The following is a 20,515-nucleotide window of genomic DNA, read 5'->3' on the forward strand; positions in this document are numbered from 1 at the left end:
TGCGCGAAAATAAAGAAAACCCAATGATAAAAAATAGCTGCGCGCGATATTTTTCGTGACCTCAGCCCTACACAATTAACAGGAGATACCGTGAATAAGAGCCAACCCATCGCCACCATCACGCTGGCGGCCGCACAGAAAATGGCGGTCGCCGTTGAGGCTAAAGCGCTTGAAATCAACGTCCCGGTCGTCTTTTCCGTTGTTGACCACGGCGGAAACACGCTGCTGATACAGCGCATGGATGAGGCGTTTGTCACCAGCTGCGATATTTCACTCAATAAGGCCTGGACCGCCTGCTGCCTGCGACAGGGTACTCACGAAATTACCGATGCGGTGCAACCCGGTGCATCGCTTTATGGCCTGCAGCTCACCAACCAACAGCGCATTATTATTTTCGGCGGAGGGCTTCCAGTTATATTAAATGGAAAAATAATTGGCGCCGTCGGCGTGAGTGGTGGCACCGTCGAACAGGACCAGCTATTAGCTGAAACCGCACTATATTGCTTCTCTGAATTATAAAATAAACGTAAGAAGGTATATTATGAGCTATCGTATGTTTGATTATCTGGTGCCAAATGTGAACTTTTTTGGCCCCAATGCTGTTTCCGTAGTGGGTGAACGCTGCAAACTACTGGGTGGGAAAAAAGCCCTGCTGGTGACCGATAAAGGCCTGCGGGCAATTAAAGACGGTGCGGTAGATAAAACGCTCGCGCATTTGCGTGAAGCCGGTATTGAAGTAGCAATCTTTGACGGCGTCGAGCCAAACCCCAAAGACACCAACGTACGCGATGGCCTGGCGGTTTTTCGTCAGGAGCAATGCGATATTATTGTCACCGTCGGCGGCGGTAGCCCACATGACTGCGGTAAAGGTATTGGTATCGCGGCCACTCACGAAGGCGATCTCTACAGCTATGCCGGAATTGAAACCCTGACCCACCCGCTACCGCCTATCATTGCGGTCAACACCACCGCCGGTACCGCCAGTGAAGTGACCCGTCACTGCGTACTGACCAACACCAAAACAAAAGTGAAATTTGTCATTGTCAGCTGGCGCAACCTGCCGTCAGTATCGATTAACGATCCGCTGCTGATGCTTGGCAAACCTGCGCCTCTGACCGCGGCCACCGGGATGGATGCCTTGACCCACGCCGTGGAAGCCTACATTTCCAAAGATGCAAATCCGGTCACCGATGCCGCCGCTATTCAGGCAATCCGCCTGATCGCCCGTAACTTACGCCAGGCCGTAGCGCTGGGCAGCAACCTGAAAGCTCGCGAGAACATGGCCTACGCTTCACTGCTGGCGGGGATGGCCTTTAACAACGCCAACCTCGGCTACGTACACGCCATGGCGCACCAGCTTGGCGGCCTGTATGACATGCCGCACGGCGTGGCGAATGCCGTACTGCTACCGCACGTGGCACGTTATAACCTGATCGCTAATCCGGAAAAATTTGCCGACATCGCCGAGTTTATGGGCGAGAACACCGACGGCCTGTCTACCATGGACGCCGCCGAGTTGGCGATTCACGCTATTGCCCGCCTGTCTGCTGATATCGGCATTCCACAGCATCTGCGCGAACTGGGCGTAAAAGAGGCCGATTTCCCGTATATGGCAGAGATGGCCCTGAAGGACGGCAACGCGTTCTCGAACCCACGTAAAGGTAACGAGAAAGAAATTGCCGCGCTCTTCCATCAGGCTTTCTGACAACAAAGGGGACGCGATGCCACTTTCATCACCGAGCGTAAACCTGTTTTATCATCCACGCTGGCAGGATTCCCGCGTGCTTGATGAACTATGCTGGGGGCTGGAAGAGCAAGGCGTCCCGTGCCGGGCCATCAGCTGCGACGACAGCACCAGCGCGCTGGCGCTCAGCAGACGGGCAGCAAAAAGCTCGGCGCTGCGCGTAGGTCTCGGCCTCAGCGTGAGCGGCGAGATTGCCTTAACGCATGCCCAGTTGCCCGAGGATCGGGCGCTGATCTGCGGGCATATCGCCGCCGGGATCGAGCAGATCCGCACGCTCGGCGCCAACGCAGGCCAACTGGTCAACGTGCTTCCCTTCAGTGAGATAACATAAATGTATCGCATCTATACCCGAACCGGCGATAAAGGCACCACCGCGCTATTTGGCGGCAACCGCATCGACAAAGACGACATCCGCGTTAACGCCTATGGCACGGTAGATGAACTGATTTCCCAACTGGGCGTGTGCTATGCCACAACCCACCAGACCGAGCTACGCGAGGATTTGCATACCGTCCAGAAGACGCTGTTTGTGCTGGGTGCGGAACTCGCCAGCGACGATAAAGGGATCATTCGCCTGAAGCAGACGATTAGCGATGAAGATATTCAGAGACTGGAGCGGCTGATCGACCGCAATATGGCGCACAGCGGCCCGCTGAAAGAGTTTGTCATTCCGGGGAAAAACCTCGCTTCTGCACAACTACACGTAGCGCGCACGCTGGCACGTCGACTGGAGCGTATTCTCACGGCGATGGACAGAACGCTCGCCGTGCGCGACGAACTAAAGCGGTACATCAATCGCTTGTCCGACGCGCTCTTTTCGATGGCTAGAATCGAAGAAACTACTCCAGATGTTTGCGCTTAAACTGGCTGGCGTCGATGTCGTACTGCTTCATCTTGCGCCACAGCGTGGTGCGCCCAATGTTCAGCAGCTGCGACATCTCCTGCACGCGCCCGCTGGTGACGCGGGCGGCGTGGATAATCGCCTCTTTTTCGATGGCGGTAAACGTCAGGCTGGCAGGCAGCAGCGAAGATGTCGTATCCATACCCGGTCGTTCGGCAAACAGATAATCTGGCAGGTTGCTCAGGCGAATATGGCCATTCTCGCTGCTGATGGCGATGTTCTCGATAATGCTGTTCAGCTCGAAATCATTACCCGGCCACGAATAAGCCACCAGCTGCGCCAGCGCGTCATCATCCACCTTCAGGCTGGATGAAAAGCGTTTTTTCAGGCTGTTCAGGCGAGTATAAATCAGCGCCGGAATGCTGTTGCGCCGCGCGCGCAGCGGCGGAATAACGATTTCAAACGAGTGCAGCGCGTAATACAGCTGACGACTAAAGCGGTTTTGTTCCACCAGATTGGCAAGATCGACCGTGGTGGTGGCGATCACTTTCACATCCACCGGGATCAGGCGTCGAGCGTCGAGACGGGTCAGCACCCCCTGCTTGATCACCTGCAATAATGCAGACTGTAACTCCGGTGCCAAATATTCGATTTTTTCCAGAAACAGCGTGCCGCCGTTCGCCAGTTCAAGGCGGCTCAGTCGGCCGTTTTCATCATCGGTTGGCGCGCTGCCCATAAAATCCTGTCCCAGCACGCTGTTGGCATACAGCTGACAGTTTACGGCGATATACGGGCCGCTGGCCCGTTCACTTTCATTGTGGATCGCCTGACTGAGCAGCTCTTTACCGACGCCCTCTTCGCCGCACAGCAGGATCGGAAAACTTCCCCTCGCCGCCTGGCGACCAAAATGGATCAGCCGTCGGGTTTCCGGATCGTCCGCCGACATCTGCTCAAAAGTATGGCTTACTTTGCCCAACTGACTGGTCATCAGCTGGCGCATTTGCTCGACCGGATGCAGCAGCAGAATAAAGCTGTTGCCCTGCTCTTCCACAATCGGCTTTAAAGTGATCACCGCATCAACAAACTGGTGCTGGCTCTCAAAGGTGACTTCGACGTGATTGAGGCCACGAGCATGTTTGATTGCCCGGCGCAACAGCATCGGCATATTCACCAGGTCATGAAGATTTTTCCCCTGACTGGCCTGCACGTCCAGATGCAACAGCATGGCGGCACGCGCATTGAGGAACTGCAGCACGCCCTGTTCATTCCATGCCATCACGCCATCATCCATGCTCTCCAGCAGCCCGTACATCTGATTCAGATGGCGATTAGATTCAGCCAACAGGCTGTCGGTCAGCAACGAATTGCCTACCTCTCTGGCAATCGCCAGCGTCAGGGAGAGATCGGAAACGGACTCATGTTCCACCAGGCAGCACAGCGAGATGGAGCCAAACAGTCGCCCGTGGTTATCAAATACCGGCGTTGAGCAGAACGACCACGGATGTAGCGCTTTTTTAAAGTGCTGATCGCCTGAAGTTTTTGTTGGCTGCCCCGGCATAGTCGCCAGCGACAGCGCACAGCTACCAATAATACTCTCCGCACAGTAGCTGCCGTCGAGAAAACCCAGCTCCGCCAGCTGTTCCACCGTCTGTGGATCGCCGCAGCGGCTGAGAATACAGGCGGACTCATCGAGGATAAACAGCGCACAGGGACGACCATCCATAAACTCCCAGGCGTCTTCCAGTGCGGCCTGAGCAATCGTCACCAGCGCAGTCTTGCGGCGGCAAATCGAGGCAAACGTCAGCCCTTGCGCCTGATGCGGCGCCTGCCAGGTTTCCCGCTGCATAAACTTACTGCAACGGTGCCATGACTGGGCAATAACCGAAGAGACGTCCTTTCCAATGTTCTGAGTGTGCGCCGTCATATCCCTTTCCGCTGTTTTACCCTGGACACCCCCTCCGACAGAGACGGTCAGAGGGGAGAAAATGCCGGCGCAGAGCGTTACTGATGACTGATTAACGCGCCAGCCACTGCTGTCCCAACAGATCTGCCGTCAGAATAGCGGCATGCACGCTTTCAGGCGTCACCGGGAACGGCATGTTGTGAATGGTTTCACCTTCTGCGCAGGTGGCTTTGGCAACAGCATGAATTTTGTCGTCAATGCCATCTTTCACGCCCATTTGCGCCAGGGTGACCGGCAGACCGACTTTCTGACAGAATGCCAGCACGGTTTCGATCTCTTCCATCGGGCTGTTCTGCAACACCAGCTGCGCCAGCGTACCAAACGCGACTTTTTCGCCATGGTACAAATGGTGGCACTCTTCCAGAATCGTGAAGCCGTTATGAATCGCATGCGCCCCCGCGAGGCCGCTGCTTTCAAAACCAATACCGCTAAGATAGGTGTTCGCTTCCACAATGCGCTCCAGCGCATCAGTTACGACGCCTGCCTGCGCCGCGCAGCGGGCTTTTTCACCTTCTGCCAACAACGTATCATAACACAGGCGCGCCAGGCTCAATGCTGCCACGGTGGACTGTCCACCCGCCATGCTGGTCGCGCGGGCGTCATAACAGGCCTTCGCTTCAAACCAGGTAGAGAGCGCATCGCCCATCCCGGCAACCAACAAACGCACCGGCGCTTTAGCGATAATCGCGGTATCCATCACCACCATATCCGGGTTTTTCGGGTAGACCAGATACTCTTCAAACTCACCGGCTTCGGTATAAATGACCGACAGCGCGCTGGTTGGCGCATCGGTCGAGGCGATGGTCGGGATCACCACCACCGGCAGCTTCTGGTAATAGCCAATCGCTTTGGCGGTATCCAGCGTTTTGCCGCCGCCGATCCCGACCACGCCACGGCAACCGTGTTGCTTCAGAATGGCAATCAAACGATTAATTTCCACATGGCTGCATTCGCCGTTAAAGCGTTCCGCATGGCAGCTAATATCGTGATTATGCAGGCCATTGAGCACTTTCTCTCCCGCCAGGTTCATCACGAAATCATCCGCAATCACAAAAAAGCTGTCCGCCAGATTTTTAGCATATTGACCAAATAAGATAGATGCATCAGGGCCCTGGAGATATTTGGCTGGAGATTGAATAACGTTTAGCATTCCTTTCATCCTCAAATAAGTACATGTTTTGACATGATGAGCCCTGGCATTGACCTGTTTAGCCTGATGCTAACGGCGAAAACAAAGCGCTACCGGAGCGATGCAATCACTGTATGGCGAGGCGGGCACAAAAAAATCATTCGTCTTTTTGTTCTGATATGAAACGGATAAAAGGAACATACGTTCCACATTGAAACAATTAACCCTAAAAAAGATAAGGTTTGCGATCCCGATCCGTTCCTTTAGCCCATATTTCTGTCACGCAAAGAGGCCCGGTTTCGCCTTTTCGTTATCTACCGCCGGAATAACCGGCAAAAAAAAGCGCACTGTCCCGAACACCCTGCCCTGACGGCCGGTGAAAAAAGCCGCGTGGGTTCGCATTTAGCCATTTCCACTCGTCATTACGTTCCATTTAGGAACAAAAAATAGTTTTTACGTTCCGAAATGAAACTTATTTTACTTGAATTTTTTTCCGCGCTGACTCGGCCAGAATCTCTCCATCGCCTCCGCTACCATGACCATGCATTCGGGGGTTTGTTTAATACTCAACCTGCCGGAGCCGTTATGTCTCAATTCTTTTTTAACCAGCGTACCCATCTCGTTAACGATGTCATCGACGGTACGATTATCGCCAGTCCGTGGAATAACCTGGCACGCCTGGAGAGCGATCCGGCCATCCGCATCGTGGTGCGTCGCGATCTCAACAAAGAGAACGTCGCGGTGATCTCCGGCGGTGGCTCAGGTCACGAACCCGCCCACGTTGGATTTATCGGTAAAGGCATGTTAACCGCCGCGGTTTGCGGTGACGTGTTTGCCTCCCCGAGCGTCGATGCGGTACTGACCGCCATTCAGGCGGTGACCGGTGAGGCAGGCTGCCTGCTGATCGTGAAGAACTACACCGGCGATCGCCTAAATTTTGGTCTGGCCGCCGAGAAAGCGCGTCGGCTCGGTTATAACGTCGAAATGCTGATCGTCGGCGACGACATTTCGCTACCGGATAACAAGCACCCACGCGGGATCGCTGGCACCATCCTGGTGCACAAAGTTGCCGGCTATTTCGCCGAACGTGGCTACAACCTCGCTACCGTGCTGCGTGAAGCGCAGTATGCGGCGAACAACACCTTCAGCCTGGGTGTCGCACTCTCCAGCTGTCATTTGCCACAGGAGACCGACGAGGCTCCGCGTCACCATCTGGGCCATGCAGAGCTGGGCATGGGCATTCACGGCGAGCCGGGTGCGTCGGTGATTGACACGCAAAACAGCGCGCAGGTGGTTAATCTGATGGTAGAGAAGCTGATGGCCGCCCTGCCGGAAACCGGCCGTCTGGCAGTGATGATCAATAACCTCGGCAGCGTCTCCGTTGCCGAAATGGCCATCATTACCCGCGAACTGGCCAACAGCCCGCTACACGCACGTATCGACTGGCTGATTGGCCCGGCCTCGCTGGTCACCGCGCTGGATATGAAAGGCTTCTCACTGACCGCCATGGTGCTGGAAGAAAGCATCGAAAAAGCGCTGTTGACCGAAGTGGAAACCAGTAACTGGTCAACGCCCGTGCCGCCACGTGACATCACGACCGTGCCGTCATCTCAGCGCAGTGCACGTGTGGAATTTCAGCCTTCGGCTAACGAACAGGTTGCCGGGATTATTGAGCAAGTCACCGCAACGCTCGCCAATCTTGAAGCACACCTCAATGCGCTGGATGCGAAAGTCGGCGACGGCGATACCGGGTCAACCTTTGCCGCAGGCGCGCGTGAAATTGCCGACCTGCTACATCACCAGCAGCTTCCGCTGGCTAACCTTGCCACGTTGTTTGCACTGATTGGCGAGCGCCTGACCGTGGTCATGGGTGGCTCCAGCGGCGTATTGATGTCAATTTTCTTTACCGCCGCCGGACAAAAGCTGGAGCAGGGTGCCGAGGTCGCCGATGCGCTAAATACGGGGCTCGCCCAGATGAAGTTCTACGGTGGTGCAGATGAAGGCGATCGTACGATGATTGATGCGCTGCAGCCCGCGCTAACATCGCTACTGGCACAACCACATAACCTGCAAGCCGCCTATGACGCTGCGCTGGCAGGCGCAGAACGGACCTGCCTGTCGAGCAAAGCCAACGCCGGGCGCGCGTCGTATCTCAGCAGTGAGAGCCTGCTTGGTAATATGGACCCCGGCGCACACGCGGTAGCAATGGTGTTTAAAGCGCTGGCAGAGAGTGAGTTGGGCTAAGTTCTTCGTTCTACGGGTTATCAATGCCTGATGGCGCTACGCTTATCAGGCCTGCGGTTTGCTCGCTTTTGTAGGCCGGATAAGGCGCTTGCGCTGATATCCGGCAAAACATTAACGATAAACGCGAAGTCCTCCCTCTACGCCCCGGCTAAACAGCACCTGCCAAAGCTCGATATCTCTGGCACGGAATGCCCCAGCACACGCGCATAAATAGTAATTAAACATCCTTTTGAAGGTCGCGGAATAACGCGACGACAGAGTCGGCCATGCCTGGTTAAACCGTTCATGCCAGGCCATCAGCGTTTTATCGTAGTCGCTGCCGAAGTTATGCCAGTCCTCCATCACAAACCGCGATTCGCTGGCCTCGGCAATGTGGGAAATCGCCGGTAAACAGCCGTTTGGGAAGATGTATTTATTGATCCACGGATCCACACTCATCCCTTTTTTATTGCTGCCAATGGTATGCAGCAGGAACAGTCCATCGGGTTTTAAGCAGCGGTCGGCAATACTGAAATAGGTGTCGTAGTTTTTCGGGCCCACGTGTTCAAACATCCCCACGGAGACAATACGATCATAGTGTTTATCGAGGTCGCGATAATCCTGCAGCAGAATAGTGACATCCAGCCCGTCACAGCGCTGCTGCGCCATTTTCTGCTGTTCTTTCGAGATGGTAACCCCGTCTACCGCTACGCCATAATGGCGTGCGGCATATTCAGCCAGCCCGCCCCAGCCACAACCGATATCCAGCAAACGCATGCCCGGTTGCAATTGCAGCTTCTCACAAATCATTTTTAATTTGGCATTCTGCGCGTCGTCTAATGTTGTCGCGTCTTTCCAGTAGCCGCAGGAATATTGCATGTGGGGATCAAGCATCAGGGCGAAAAGATCGTTACCTATATCGTAGTGTTCTTTGCCGACAATCCAGGCACGGCTGCGTGATTGCAGATTAAACAAACGCGCGCTGGCAATGCGTAAAATATCTTTCAGATTGCCCGGCATTTTTTGGTCGAGTTTTGCTTTAAGGATTTTGCAGAACAGAATATCGAGCCGCTCGCAATCCCACCAGCCTTCCATATAGCTTTCACCCAGCCCTAACGAGCCTTGTTGCAGCACCCGTTTAAAGAAACCGGCATGGTGAAGTTGAATGTCCCAGGCGCGCGAACCATTAATCTGGATATCAGCCTGCTGGAGCAGGTCTTTCCCCATTCGGGTCCAGTTATCATTTGTTTCATTGACGATGACAGCATCAGAACACAGCGAATTCATGGTATTTACCAAAGGTGGACGAATAATTCTTACGCAAGATTATTATGGAAAACAGGGTGTATGTATTATGATTTGCGGACAAGATCTATCGAACAGAAGCCACATCACCGGAAGTATCAGGTATTTTTTATGGACACCCTCAGGCAAAAACAGTGGAGTTCTTTCCCGGATGATTCAATGGCGGAACTGCCGCAGGACGTGTACTTTCGTTCTTATGTCCTTGAAGCGAATAACCATGTTCCACCGCATTCACACGCATTTACCCAGTTTCATTTCGCCCGTAAGGGCAGCATGCGCATTGATGTCGCCGGTAAATGCTGGATAATTCCCGCACATTACGGTATCTGGATCCCGAATAATATTGAGCATGCGGTATGGGCGCTGGATGACGTGTATTTAGAGAATCTGGATATTAAGCCAGGCTTTCTTGAGAAGCGCATCGACGAGTGTAAAGTGGTGGCGATCAGTGATTTCGCCAGAGAGTTTATTCATTACGCCACCAACGTCATTTCAGGCCATTATGATAGCCAGTCAAAAGAAGGAAAACTGGTGAGCGTGCTGGTCGATATTATTTTGCAATTACCGGAAGTCGCCTTTGTATTACCCTGGCCGCAGGATGCAGAATTAACAAAAGTGTGTCGGACAATACAGGAATCTCCCGCACGGGAACACTCGGTGGAGTACTGGGCTAATCATCTTGGTATGTCCGCCCGGACTTTCTCGCGTCATTTCAAAAAAGAAACCGGGTTACCGTTCAGCGTCTGGAAGCAAAAGATGCGTATTCTGGAATCGGTGTTAATGCTGAAGAAAAATAAAAGCGTTACCGCCGTGGCGCTCGACGTGGGGTATTCGAGCACCGCGGCGTTTAGCTACGCGTTCCGCCAGGCATTTGGCGTTCCGCCGTCAAATTATTAATCAGCCGCTTTCCGCTGATGCCAGTAGGCTGCCGCACGCACCCGCTGCGGGTCAAACGCCTCGGTTTCAAAGCGGGCGCTCAAATTTTTTACCACTTTCCCTTCGCCGGTTACCCAGATGAAATAATCGTCTGCAGGCACCGTCAGCCGAGCCAGCGCGTCATCCACCGCCTGTTCGTCATGCCCGACAAACCACTGGATAGCAAACCCATCCAGATGGGCAAGGTAGTCCTGATACGCCGCATCCTGCACGCTCACCAGCGCCGTGACGTTCGGGCGTCGCGCTAAACGACTGAGCGCTTCCAGGCGACGGCGCAATGCGGGCATTCCCGATTCATCGCACACATAAACCTGATACGCATACTCTTCCGGTACCACCAGCGAGCCGCGCGGTCCGCCAATCGTCAGTGTATCCCCTGCACGGGCATGCATCGCCCACGTACTCGCCACGCCACCGTCGTGAATATAAAAATCCAGCGCCAGTTCATGACGCGCATCATCGTATAGCGGCGTGTAATCCCGGGACGCGGGTCGCACACCGTCAGCCCAGACGATGCCCTCATCGGTAACCACCGGCGGCACAAAATGGCTGCCTGGCTCAGGAAAGAAAACTTTGGCGTGGTCATCAAAGCCGCGTGAGCTGAAGCCGTCCAGCGCCTCCCCGCCCAGCACGATGCGCTGAAAACCTGCGCTGATACGCTCAACGCGCAGGACGGTAAGTTCACGGAAGCGCAGTTCATTACGAACGCGCTGGGGGTAGCGTGAGGTGTTTTTTGTCATTTTTCGCCTTCGTGAGGATAATACGATATATCTAAATTAACATTCAAATGATAATGATTGCTAATAACAAAGATTGCAAGCATTTTTTTGATACACGCCACGGCGTAAATCCCCTTCTCACTATTGATAATAATTGACATAAAAATCAATCAATTAAAACACCAGCCTATCACGCACTTGCAAAATCATAACTTTTAGATATAAATTAGATATATCGAAATAACATCTGGAGACTACCATGCAAAACCACCATGACGGTTGCTGCAAACATGCAGATCACCCACACGAAGGTTGCTGCAAAGGCGAAGAACATCGCCACGAAGGCTGCAACAGTGAAGGACATCACCACGATCACGGCTGCGGGCATCGCCATGGTCGGGGTGGCGGCGGCGGGCGTCGTCAGCGTTTCTTCGGTCACGGCGAATTACGCCTGGTGATTCTGGATATTTTGACCCGCGATGCCAGCCACGGCTATGAGCTGATCAAAGCCATCGAAACGCTGACCCAGGGCCACTACACGCCGAGTCCAGGGGTGATTTATCCGACGCTGGATTTCTTGCAGGATCAAGAGCTGATTGTCATCAGCGAAGAGGAAGGTGGGCGTAAACAGATCACGATCACGGCGCAAGGCCTGCAGTGGCTGGAGGAAAATCGCGAGCATCTGGCGCTTATTCATGAACGCGTTAAAGCACGCTGCGTTGGCTTTGAATTACGTAAAAATCCGCAGATGAAACGCGCGCTGGAAAACTTTAAAGCCGTGCTGGATCTGCGGGTCAATCACGGTGACACCAGCGATGCGCAGATCAAAAAAATCATCGGTATTATCGATCGCGCAGCGCTGGATATCGCTCAGCTGGATTAATCGGGTCATCGGGCGGAACCCGTTGTTCCGCCCGAATAGCGGTGCTAATGCAGCACCGTCACCGCATCTTCCAGGCGCCCGGCGCGATGTTTCACCCGCACTGAAATTTGCGCGCTCTCTTCAACCAGTTCGGCATTTTTCTGCGTAATGTTGCTCAACTCATTCACCGCGCGAGTCAGGCTGGTCAGCCCGTCTGCCTGTTCCAGCGTCGAATGGCTGATTTGTGCAATCAGTTGGGTGACGTTCTGTACCTGCGCCACAATGTCGTCCATCGTGCGGCCAGCGGCGTGAACCTGGCTGGATCCGGACTGCACCTTGTCGGCACTGGCATCAATCAGCTTGCGGATGTCATTCGCCGCACTGGCGCTCCGGCTGGCAAGATGGCGTACTTCCCCCGCCACGACGGCAAACCCTTTCCCCTGCTCGCCCGCTCGCGCCGCTTCAACCGCCGCATTCAATGCCAGGATATTGGTCTGGAAAGCAATATCGTTAATCAGCGTGGTGATGGTGCCGATACGCTGGGTGCTGCTGGCGATATCGTCCATCGTTTTGATCACCGTCTCCATCGCCTCGCCTCCCTGCGTTGCCGCACTGCTGGCGGCAATCGAGAGTTTGTCAGCCGCAGATGCTGTCGCCGAGTTTTGCTTCACCGACGCCGCCATCTGGTTCATCGTCGTCACCGTTTCCTGCACGTTTTCAACCGTTTGCTGGGTGTGCTTGTTTAAATCATCGCTACCTTTTGCCAGCGTATCGCTGTCGTTACGCACGCAGGAAACCTGGCTTGAAACGTCGTGAATAAGCCAGCGGCACATTAATCCCAGTTGCCCCACCGCCCGCAGCATCAGGCCCAACTCATCGCTGCGGTTCAGGTGCGTCACGCTGTTGCGCTCGCCGGTCGCCACTTTCAGCGCCTGGCGGGCGACATTTTCTATCGGGCGTACAATTTGCCATTCGAAAATCGCCGTACCCGCCAGCATCACCAGCGCACTCACCAGCAGCAGCGGCCACGCCGCGCCCATTTGCTGCAACGCTGCCGCCAGCACGGCAAACATCAGTGTCATCACGCTGCGCACCCGCCAGCGAACCGGCAGCGCCGGCAGCTTTCCCAGCCAACTTTTACGCACCACGAGTCCCTTATGGATGCGTTTGTTGCAACGTCCTTCATTTAGCGCCTGATACAACGGCTCGACCGCCGCAATCTCCTCCTGCGTCGCCCGGGTTCGAATCGACATATACCCGGTCATTCGCCCTTCACGTACCATCGGCACCGCATTAGCTCGCACCCAGTAGTGATCGCCGTTTTTACAGCGATTTTTTACAATGCCGCTCCATGGCTCCCCCTGTTGCAGCGTGTACCACATATCAGCAAATGCCGCCTTGGGCATGTCCGGGTGACGAACCTGATTATGCGGCTTGCCGAGCAGCTCGCTCAGCTGATAGCCGCTAACCTGGACAAACGTGTCATTCGCATGAGTGATGTAGCTTTGTAAATCGGTAGTCGACATGAGGGTAATATCATCATCCAGCGGAGTATGCTGCTGACTAACGTAGGGATCAGAAGACATGGTTGCGTCCTATGCAGGTTATCTGGCTGTTAACTTTTTCGGCATATGTTATTTCGGCGATAATTTTTTTATCTTTAGTTGTTAAATTTGATTTAGATCGCAATTTGCGATTAAACCTCAGAATTTGTATGTTTTCTAATTCATTGATTTAAAATACTTTCATCCTGTAACTATTCAATCAGGCTTCACTCTGCGCACCGTCACAGTGCAACTTCTGCCTGTTTTTGGCGCAGAAGATCGCGTATCTCACCTGTTTTCAGAGAGTCAACCTGGGCAAAATACCGCCAAATGTTAACTTTTGGCATTAAATGTTTCACAAATGAAATGTATCCTGGTGTTTATCCCGATTTTCGTTAAGCGCGCCGGGATGGCGTAATCCCTGCAATACTTAATTCAGTATCATGTGATACGCGAACTCCGGGAGCATATTTTGAACAGGTTACCTTCCAGCGCATCGGCCCTGGCCTGCAGCGCACACGCACTGAACCTCATCGAAAAGCGAACGCTTGATCATGAGGAAATGAAAGCACTTAACCGAGAGGTCATTGAATACTTCAAAGAGCATGTCAATCCGGGGTTCTTAGAGTATCGAAAATCTGTAACTGCCGGCGGGGATTACGGAGCCGTAGAGTGGCAAGCGGGAAGCCTGAATACGCTTGTCGACACCCAGGGACAGGAATTTGTTGACTGCCTGGGCGGTTTTGGAATTTTCAACGTGGGGCACCGTAATCCAGTAGTGGTCTCCGCCGTACAGAATCAACTCGCTAAACAACCTCTGCACAGCCAGGAATTACTTGACCCCTTGCGGGCTATGTTGGCGAAAACGCTCGCCGCACTGGCGCCCGGCAAGCTGAAATACAGCTTCTTTTGCAACAGCGGAACCGAGTCGGTTGAAGCGGCGCTGAAGCTGGCGAAAGCCTATCAATCGCCACGCGGCAAATTTACGTTTATTGCCACCAGCGGCGCGTTCCACGGTAAATCGCTGGGCGCACTGTCCGCGACGGCCAAATCCACGTTCCGTAAACCGTTTATGCCATTGCTGCCGGGCTTCCGTCATGTTCCGTTTGGTGACATTGACGCGATGCGTACCGTGCTCAGCGAGTGTAAAAAGACCGGTGATGATGTCGCTGCCGTGATCCTCGAGCCGATTCAGGGTGAAGGTGGCGTGATCCTGCCACCGCAGGGATACCTGACCGCCGTGCGCAAACTGTGCGACGAGTTTGGCGCGCTGATGATCCTTGATGAAGTGCAAACCGGCATGGGTCGTACTGGCAAGATGTTCGCCTGCGAGCACGAAAACGTGCAGCCCGACATTATGTGTCTGGCGAAAGCGCTAGGCGGCGGCGTAATGCCTATCGGTGCGACCATCGCTACCGAAGAGGTGTTCTCCGTACTGTTCGATAACCCATTCCTGCACACCACCACCTTTGGCGGCAACCCGCTTTCCTGTGCGGCGGCACTCGCAACCATCAATGTCCTGCTGGAGCAGAATTTACCGGCTCAGGCAGAACAAAAAGGCGATATGTTGCTGGATGGCTTCCGACATCTGGCGCGGGAATACCCGGATCTGGTGCAGGACGTACGCGGTAAAGGCATGCTGATGGCGATCGAATTTGTTGATAATGAGATCGGCTACAACTTTGCCAGCGAGATGTTCCGCCAGAGGGTGTTGGTTGCCGGAACGCTGAACAACGCGAAGACGATCCGCATCGAACCGCCGCTCACGTTAACCATCGAACAATGTGAGTTGGTATTACGCTCAACGCGTAAAGCGCTGGCCGCATTACGCGTCAGCGTGGAGCAAGTGTGACAGACGCCGGATGGCGCTGCACTTATCCGGCCTACGGGATCACATGTAGGCCGGATAGGGCGTAGCAGCCATCCGGCAGCATCACACGCTTACACAATCCGCACGCCTGCGGGCATCACGCGCTCTGGCGTCAACAGCACGCTTTCACTGCCATCGTCCGTTTCCGCACACAACAGCATGCATTCTGACGTTTCGCCGCGCATTTTCGCTTTTTGCAGATTACACAGCACCACCACCGTTTTCCCCATCAGCTCATCTTCGCGGTAGTAAGGCACCAGGCTGGTCACGGTTTGCAGCGTTCGTTCGCCGACATCAACCTGAACGATGTAGAGTTTATCGGCATTGTCATGACGCTTTACCTGGGTAATTGTTCCCACGCGAATTTCCATTCGGGCGAAATCCGTAAATGCGATCGTGTCCATTCTTTTCTCCTTTGGTAAAATTTTACTAAATGTTAGCAAAAAACCGTCCTGGCATTGTTCTCAAAAGCCGTAAAATGATGCGCCCATCACACTCTGAAAGCGGGGTTTTACCGTGATTATGTCAATTAGAGGTACTTTTTTTACTGAAAACAGGTGAATAGATAAGCACTTCATTTACAATGCGGGGGTAACTCAGGGAAAAGGTAAACATGGCAACACTTAAAGACATCGCAATCGAAGCTCGTGTATCCCTGGCGACAGTGTCCCGGGTGTTAAATGATGACCCGACGCTAAACGTAAAAGAAGAAACCAAGCGTCGCATTCTGGAGATCGCGGAAAAGCTGGAGTACAAAACCAGCAGCGCGCGTAAACACCAGACCAGTACGGTCGGCCCCCAGCATATTCTGGCGCTCTACAGCTACCAGCAGGATTTGGAAATCAACGATCCTTACTATCTCGCTATACGACACGGGATTGAAACGCAATGTGAAAAGCTGGGGATCGAACTGACCAACTGCTATGAACACAGCGGGTTGCCCGACCATAAAAATATTACCGGCATTCTCATCGTTGGTAAGCCATCTCCTGCCCAGCGCGCTGCAGCAACCGCGCTGACCGACAACATCTGCTTTATCGACTTTCATGAACCCGGCAGCGACTATGATGCCGTCGATATCGATCTGACCCGCATCAGCAAAGAGAGTATCGATTTTTTCATCGCCCAGGGCGTGACCCGCATTGGCTTCATCGGCGGTGAAGACGAGCCGGGCAAAGCGGATATCCGCGAGGCCGCGTTTGTCGAATACGGTCGCCTGCAGCAGGTGGTCTCGGAACACGATATCTATCGTGGCGGATTCTCCAGCTCGTCAGGTTATGAGTTGGCGAAAAAAATGCTGGCCAAAGAAGATTATCCCAGCGCCCTGTTTGTCGCCTCAGACTCAATCGCCATTGGCGTTCTGCGCGCAATTCACGAACGTGGCCTGGCGATTCCACAGGATATTTCGCTGATTAGCGTCAATGACATTCCGACGGCACGATTCACCTTCCCTCCGCTGTCCACCGTGCGCATCCATTCAGAAATGATGGGCAGTCAGGGCGTTAACCTGCTGTTTGAAAAAGCCCGTGACGGACGCGCGCTGCCGCTGCTGGTTTTCGTGCCCAGCAAGCTGAAACTGCGCGGCACCACCCGCTAACCTCCCTTTTTTTCGCGCCCGGTTTCTTCTGATACCGGGCATGCTTTGACATGCCTTGTTTTTCTCTGCACGGGTTATTTTCGTGATCAAGTTAAAGTAAATCATCTTACCCGCTATATTTTAGTAAAACTTTTACTAAAATCACCTGCAATGACACTTACTCACCATCACTTTGAATGGTTCCGATTTCTCTCCACCGGGAGGCCTTATGAATCGCTGGGAAAACATTCAGCTCACCCACGAAAATCGACTGGCGCCACGCGCATACTTTTTCTCTTATGACTCGGTTGCGCAGGCTCGCTCGTTTGCCCGTGAAACCAGCAGCCTTTTTCAACTGCTGAGCGGTCAGTGGAATTTTCAGTTCTTTGAGCATCCGCTGCAGGTGCCAGAAGCCTTTACGTCGCAGTATATGCACGACTGGGGCAGCATCACCGTCCCCGGCATGTGGCAGATGGAAGGACACGGCAAGCTGCAATATACTGACGAAGGTTTCCCGTTCCCGATTGATGTGCCCTACGTCCCCACAGATAACCCGACCGGTGCATATCAGCGGATGTTTACCCTCAGCGAAGGCTGGCAGGGAAAACAAACGCTGATTAAGTTCGACGGCGTTGAAACCTACTTCGAAGTGTACGTCAACGGCCAGTACGTGGGCTTCAGCAAGGGCAGTCGTCTGACGGCCGAATTTGATATCAGCGCAATGGTGCACACCGGTGACAACCTGCTGTGTGTGCGCGTGATGCAGTGGGCAGACTCTACCTACGTTGAAGACCAGGATATGTGGTGGTCTGCGGGGATCTTCCGCGACGTCTATCTGGTGGGCAAGCAGGCGACCCATATTCAGGATTTTACCGTTCGTACCGAGTTCGATGATAACTACCGTGATGCCACTCTCTCCTGCGACATTGTGCTGGAAAACCTTGCCGATTCACCGGCACAGACCTCGCTGGAATACACCTTATTTGACGGCGAGCGGGTGCTGCACAGCGGTGTTATCAGTCATCTGACTCTCGATAAGCTCACCCGTACTGCCTTTGATTTCGAGGTTAGTGCGCCACAGCAGTGGTCGGCTGAGTCGCCGTATCTTTATCATTTAGTGATGACGTTAAAAGATGCCAGCGGCAATATTATTGAGGTGGTTCCGCAGCGCGTCGGATTCCGCGACATTACGATCCGCGACGGGCTGTTTTACATCAACAACCACTACGTAATGCTGCACGGTGTTAACCGCCACGATAACGATCATCTGAAAGGCCGCGCGGTCGGAATGGATCGGGTCGAAAAAGATCTGCTGCTGATGAAGCAGCACAACATTAACTCGGTGCGTACCGCGCATTACCCGAACGATCCGCGCTTCTATGAGCTGTGCGATATCTACGGCCTGTTTGTGATGGCCGAGACCGACGTCGAATCCCACGGCTTCGCCAACGTCGGCGATATCAGTCGCATCACCGACGATCCGACCTGGGAACCGGTATACGTTGAGCGCATCGTGCGCCACATCCACGCACAGAAAAACCATCCGTCGATAGTCATCTGGTCACTGGGCAACGAATCCGGGTACGGCTGTAATATTCGTGCCATGTACCACGCTGCGAAAGCGCTGGATAACACGCGTCTGGTGCATTACGAAGAAGATCGCGACGCCGAAGTGGTGGACATTATTTCCACCATGTATACCCGTGTGCCGCTGATGAATGAGTTTGGTGAATATCCGCATCCGAAACCACGCATCATCTGCGAATACGCCCACGCCATGGGTAATGGCCCCGGCGGGCTGACGGAATATCAAAACGTTTTTTACCAGCACGATTGCATTCAAGGACACTATGTCTGGGAATGGTGCGACCATGGCATTCAGGCAAAAGATGATAACGGCAACGTCTGGTATAAATTTGGCGGTGACTACGGCGACTACCCGAATAACTACAACTTCTGCCTCGACGGCCTGATTTACCCCGATCAAACACCGGGACCGGGTCTGAAAGAGTATAAGCAGGTGATCGCCCCAGTGAAGGTCTACGCGAAGGACCTGACGCACGGTGAACTGCGTGTCGCAAATAAGCTGTGGTTCACCACGCTTGACGACTACACCCTGCAAATTGAAGTGCGGGCCGAAGGAGAAACGCTCTCCACGCAGCGGATTAAACTTCACGACGTGGCCCCCAACAGCGACGCACTGCTGCACTGCATGCTGCCGACGCTGGATGAGAGGGAAGCCTTTCTCAATGTCATCGTCAGCAAAGACTCCCGCACGTCCTACAGCGACGCCGGGCACCATATTGCCACTTACCAGTTCCCGCTAAAGGCCAGAACCGCTACGCCAGTGCCGTTTAGTCAGCAAAACGCCAGCGCCCTGACGCTGGAAGACGATCGCCTGCGCTGCACCGTTCGCGGCTATAACTTCGCGATAACCTTCTCAAAGCTGAACGGGAAGCCGATCAGCTGGAACGTGAATGGCGAAGAGCTCATTACCCGCGAGCCGAAGATTAATTTCTTCAAGCCGACGATTGATAACCACAAACAGGAGTTCGAAGGTCTCTGGCAGCCAAATCATTTACAGATTATGCAGGAGCATCTGCGGGATTTTGCCCTCGAACACACTGACAATGCGGTGGTGATTACCAGCCAGACGATCATCGCCCCGCCGGTATTTGATTTCGGTATGCGTTGCACCTACCGCTGGCGGGTAACGGTCGACGGTCAGCTGAATGTTGAGCTTTCCGGTCAGCCTTACGGCGAGTATCCGCACATTATTCCGTGCATTGGCTTCACCATGGGCATCAACGGTGATTTGGGGCAAGTCGCGTATTACGGACGTGGTCCGGGCGAGAATTACGCCGACAGCCAGCAGGCCAACATTATCGATATCTGGCGTTCGACCGTGGATGCGATGTTCGAGAACTACCCGTTCCCCCAAAACAACGGCAATCGCCAGGATGTGCGCTGGGCAGCGCTGACCAACCGCCATGGCAACGGTCTGCTGGTCGTCCCACAACGTCCTGTCAATTTAAGTGCCTGGCGCTATACGCCCGAAAATCTCTTTGCCGCACAGCACTGTAATGAACTCCAGCGCAGCGATGACATTACTCTGAATCTGGATCATCAGCTACTGGGCCTGGGTTCCAACTCCTGGGGAAGCGAGGTGCTCGACTCCTGGCGCGTCTGGTTCCGCGAGTTCAACTACGGCTTTACGTTGCTGCCCATTTCCGGCACCGAGGCCACCGTTCAGACCACTGCTAATCGCGCCTTTGGCACGGAGTTCTTTTCCACGAATTTGCACAGCGAGAATACAAAATGAGGATCATCGATAACTTAGAGCAGTTCCGACAACTCTACGCTTCAGGTCGGAAGTGGCAGCGCTGCGTTGAGGCGATTGAAAATATCGACAACATTCAGCCCGGCGTCGCCCATTCCATCGGTGATTCGCTCACTTACCGCGTGGAGACCGACTCCGCTACCGATGCGCTGTTTACCGGTCATCGCCGTTACTTTGAGGTGCATTACTACCTGCAAGGGCAGCAAAAAATTGAGTATGCCGCCAAAGAGGATTTACAGGTGGTTGAATACTATCGCGATGAAACCGATCGCGAATACCTGAAGGGATGCGGAAAAACGGTAGAAGTACACGAAGGGCAGCTGGTTATTTGCGACAACCACGAAGCCTACCGCTTTATCTGTAATAGCGCGGTGAAGAAAGTCGTACTCAAAGTCACCATCGAAGATGGTTATTTTCATAATAAATAAAAAGACAGGCGGCACAGAAGTTGTGCCGCCAGTAC

Annotated in this window: 16 protein-coding genes and 1 pseudogene; 11 read left to right on the forward strand and 6 right to left on the reverse strand. The window is 53.8% G+C overall.

The features are described 5' to 3' along the window. Positions 1-90: 90 nt before the first annotated feature. Genes M2374_RS09025 through M2374_RS09040 form a run of 4 tightly spaced genes read left to right on the forward strand, consistent with a single transcriptional unit; the run spans position 91 to position 2,606 of the window. Positions 91-519: a heme-binding protein gene (locus M2374_RS09025; protein ID WP_117342700.1), complete on the forward strand. Its 429-nt coding sequence runs from the start codon at positions 91-93 to the stop codon at positions 517-519. A gap of 22 nt (positions 520-541) precedes the next feature. Continuing rightward, on the forward strand, positions 542-1,705 hold the full coding sequence (gene dhaT, locus M2374_RS09030; protein ID WP_096755608.1) for a 1,3-propanediol dehydrogenase: 1,164 nt from the start codon (positions 542-544) through the stop codon (positions 1,703-1,705). A gap of 16 nt (positions 1,706-1,721) precedes the next feature. Further along, positions 1,722-2,075, forward strand: coding sequence for a glycerol dehydratase reactivase beta/small subunit family protein (locus tag M2374_RS09035; protein ID WP_181596214.1), 354 nt, complete (start codon positions 1,722-1,724; stop codon positions 2,073-2,075). Further along, the gene (locus tag M2374_RS09040; RefSeq protein WP_181688722.1) at positions 2,076-2,606 is read left to right on the forward strand and encodes a cob(I)yrinic acid a,c-diamide adenosyltransferase; all 531 of its coding nucleotides are present in this window, start codon (positions 2,076-2,078) and stop codon (positions 2,604-2,606) included. Here M2374_RS09040 and dhaR read toward each other — a convergent pair. Together dhaR and M2374_RS09050 are read right to left on the reverse strand one after the other, a co-directional pair. Then, the gene (gene dhaR, locus M2374_RS09045; protein ID WP_117342703.1) at positions 2,584-4,509 is read right to left on the reverse strand and encodes a dihydroxyacetone kinase operon transcriptional regulator DhaR; all 1,926 of its coding nucleotides are present in this window, start codon (positions 4,507-4,509) and stop codon (positions 2,584-2,586) included. The two genes, M2374_RS09040 and dhaR, sit on opposite strands and share 23 nt — an antisense overlap. Positions 4,510-4,600: 91 nt before the next feature. Beyond that, the gene (locus M2374_RS09050; protein WP_181688721.1) at positions 4,601-5,698 is read right to left on the reverse strand and encodes a glycerol dehydrogenase; all 1,098 of its coding nucleotides are present in this window, start codon (positions 5,696-5,698) and stop codon (positions 4,601-4,603) included. A gap of 564 nt (positions 5,699-6,262) precedes the next feature. On the opposite strand from M2374_RS09050, the gene M2374_RS09055 reads away from it, so the two are divergent. After that, positions 6,263-7,921: a glycerone kinase gene (locus M2374_RS09055; RefSeq protein ID WP_181688720.1), complete on the forward strand. Its 1,659-nt coding sequence runs from the start codon at positions 6,263-6,265 to the stop codon at positions 7,919-7,921. Positions 7,922-8,032: 111 nt separating this feature from the next. Here M2374_RS09055 and cfa read toward each other — a convergent pair whose 3' ends face one another. Further along, entirely contained in the window at positions 8,033-9,187 is a 1,155-nt protein-coding gene (gene cfa, locus M2374_RS09060; protein ID WP_096755602.1) for a cyclopropane fatty acyl phospholipid synthase, read from the reverse strand. A 67-nt stretch (positions 9,188-9,254) separates the two neighbouring features. On the opposite strand from cfa, the pseudogene M2374_RS09065 reads away from it, so the two are divergent. Next, positions 9,255-10,102: pseudogene (locus tag M2374_RS09065) on the forward strand (helix-turn-helix domain-containing protein). Here M2374_RS09065 and M2374_RS09070 read toward each other — a convergent pair. Further along, positions 10,099-10,881, reverse strand: coding sequence for a siderophore-interacting protein (locus tag M2374_RS09070; RefSeq protein WP_117342705.1), 783 nt, complete (start codon positions 10,879-10,881; stop codon positions 10,099-10,101). The pseudogene M2374_RS09065 and the gene M2374_RS09070 overlap by 4 nt on opposite strands. Positions 10,882-11,119: 238 nt before the next feature. Here M2374_RS09070 and M2374_RS09075 point away from each other — a divergent pair, with 238 nt between their 5' ends. Further along, complete coding sequence (locus M2374_RS09075) at positions 11,120-11,743, forward strand: PadR family transcriptional regulator (protein WP_181630161.1); 624 nt, start codon at positions 11,120-11,122, stop codon at positions 11,741-11,743. A gap of 44 nt (positions 11,744-11,787) precedes the next feature. Here M2374_RS09075 and M2374_RS09080 read toward each other — a convergent pair whose 3' ends face one another. Next, positions 11,788-13,308 (reverse strand): PAS domain-containing methyl-accepting chemotaxis protein, encoded by a 1,521-nt coding sequence (locus M2374_RS09080; protein WP_096755599.1) that lies wholly within the window; start codon positions 13,306-13,308, stop codon positions 11,788-11,790. A 430-nt stretch (positions 13,309-13,738) separates the two neighbouring features. Between M2374_RS09080 and ygjG the strand changes: the two genes are divergently transcribed. Then, positions 13,739-15,118, forward strand: a complete 1,380-nt coding sequence (ygjG, locus tag M2374_RS09085) for a putrescine aminotransferase (protein ID WP_167456048.1) — start codon at positions 13,739-13,741, stop codon at positions 15,116-15,118. An 89-nt stretch (positions 15,119-15,207) separates the two neighbouring features. Here the strand turns inward: ygjG and M2374_RS09090 are convergent, their stop codons facing one another. Further along, positions 15,208-15,540 (reverse strand): tRNA-binding protein, encoded by a 333-nt coding sequence (locus tag M2374_RS09090; protein WP_115257439.1) that lies wholly within the window; start codon positions 15,538-15,540, stop codon positions 15,208-15,210. Between the two features lie 209 nt (positions 15,541-15,749). Between M2374_RS09090 and ebgR the strand changes: the two genes are divergently transcribed. The 3 genes from ebgR to M2374_RS09105 all read left to right on the forward strand — a co-directional run bounded on the left by ebgR (position 15,750) and on the right by M2374_RS09105 (position 20,480). Next, complete coding sequence (gene ebgR, locus M2374_RS09095) at positions 15,750-16,733, forward strand: transcriptional regulator EbgR (protein ID WP_096755596.1); 984 nt, start codon at positions 15,750-15,752, stop codon at positions 16,731-16,733. A 208-nt stretch (positions 16,734-16,941) separates the two neighbouring features. Beyond that, positions 16,942-20,034 (forward strand): beta-galactosidase subunit alpha, encoded by a 3,093-nt coding sequence (ebgA, locus tag M2374_RS09100; protein WP_181688719.1) that lies wholly within the window; start codon positions 16,942-16,944, stop codon positions 20,032-20,034. Next, a complete protein-coding gene (locus M2374_RS09105; protein ID WP_115257437.1) occupies positions 20,031-20,480 on the forward strand; it encodes a beta-galactosidase subunit beta in 450 nt (149 codons plus the stop codon). The genes ebgA and M2374_RS09105 overlap by 4 nt, the downstream gene beginning before the upstream one ends. Positions 20,481-20,515: the final 35 nt, after the last annotated feature.

Source organism: Citrobacter sp. JUb117 (genome assembly GCF_024809055.1).
Lineage (GTDB): Bacteria > Pseudomonadota > Gammaproteobacteria > Enterobacterales > Enterobacteriaceae > Citrobacter > Citrobacter gillenii.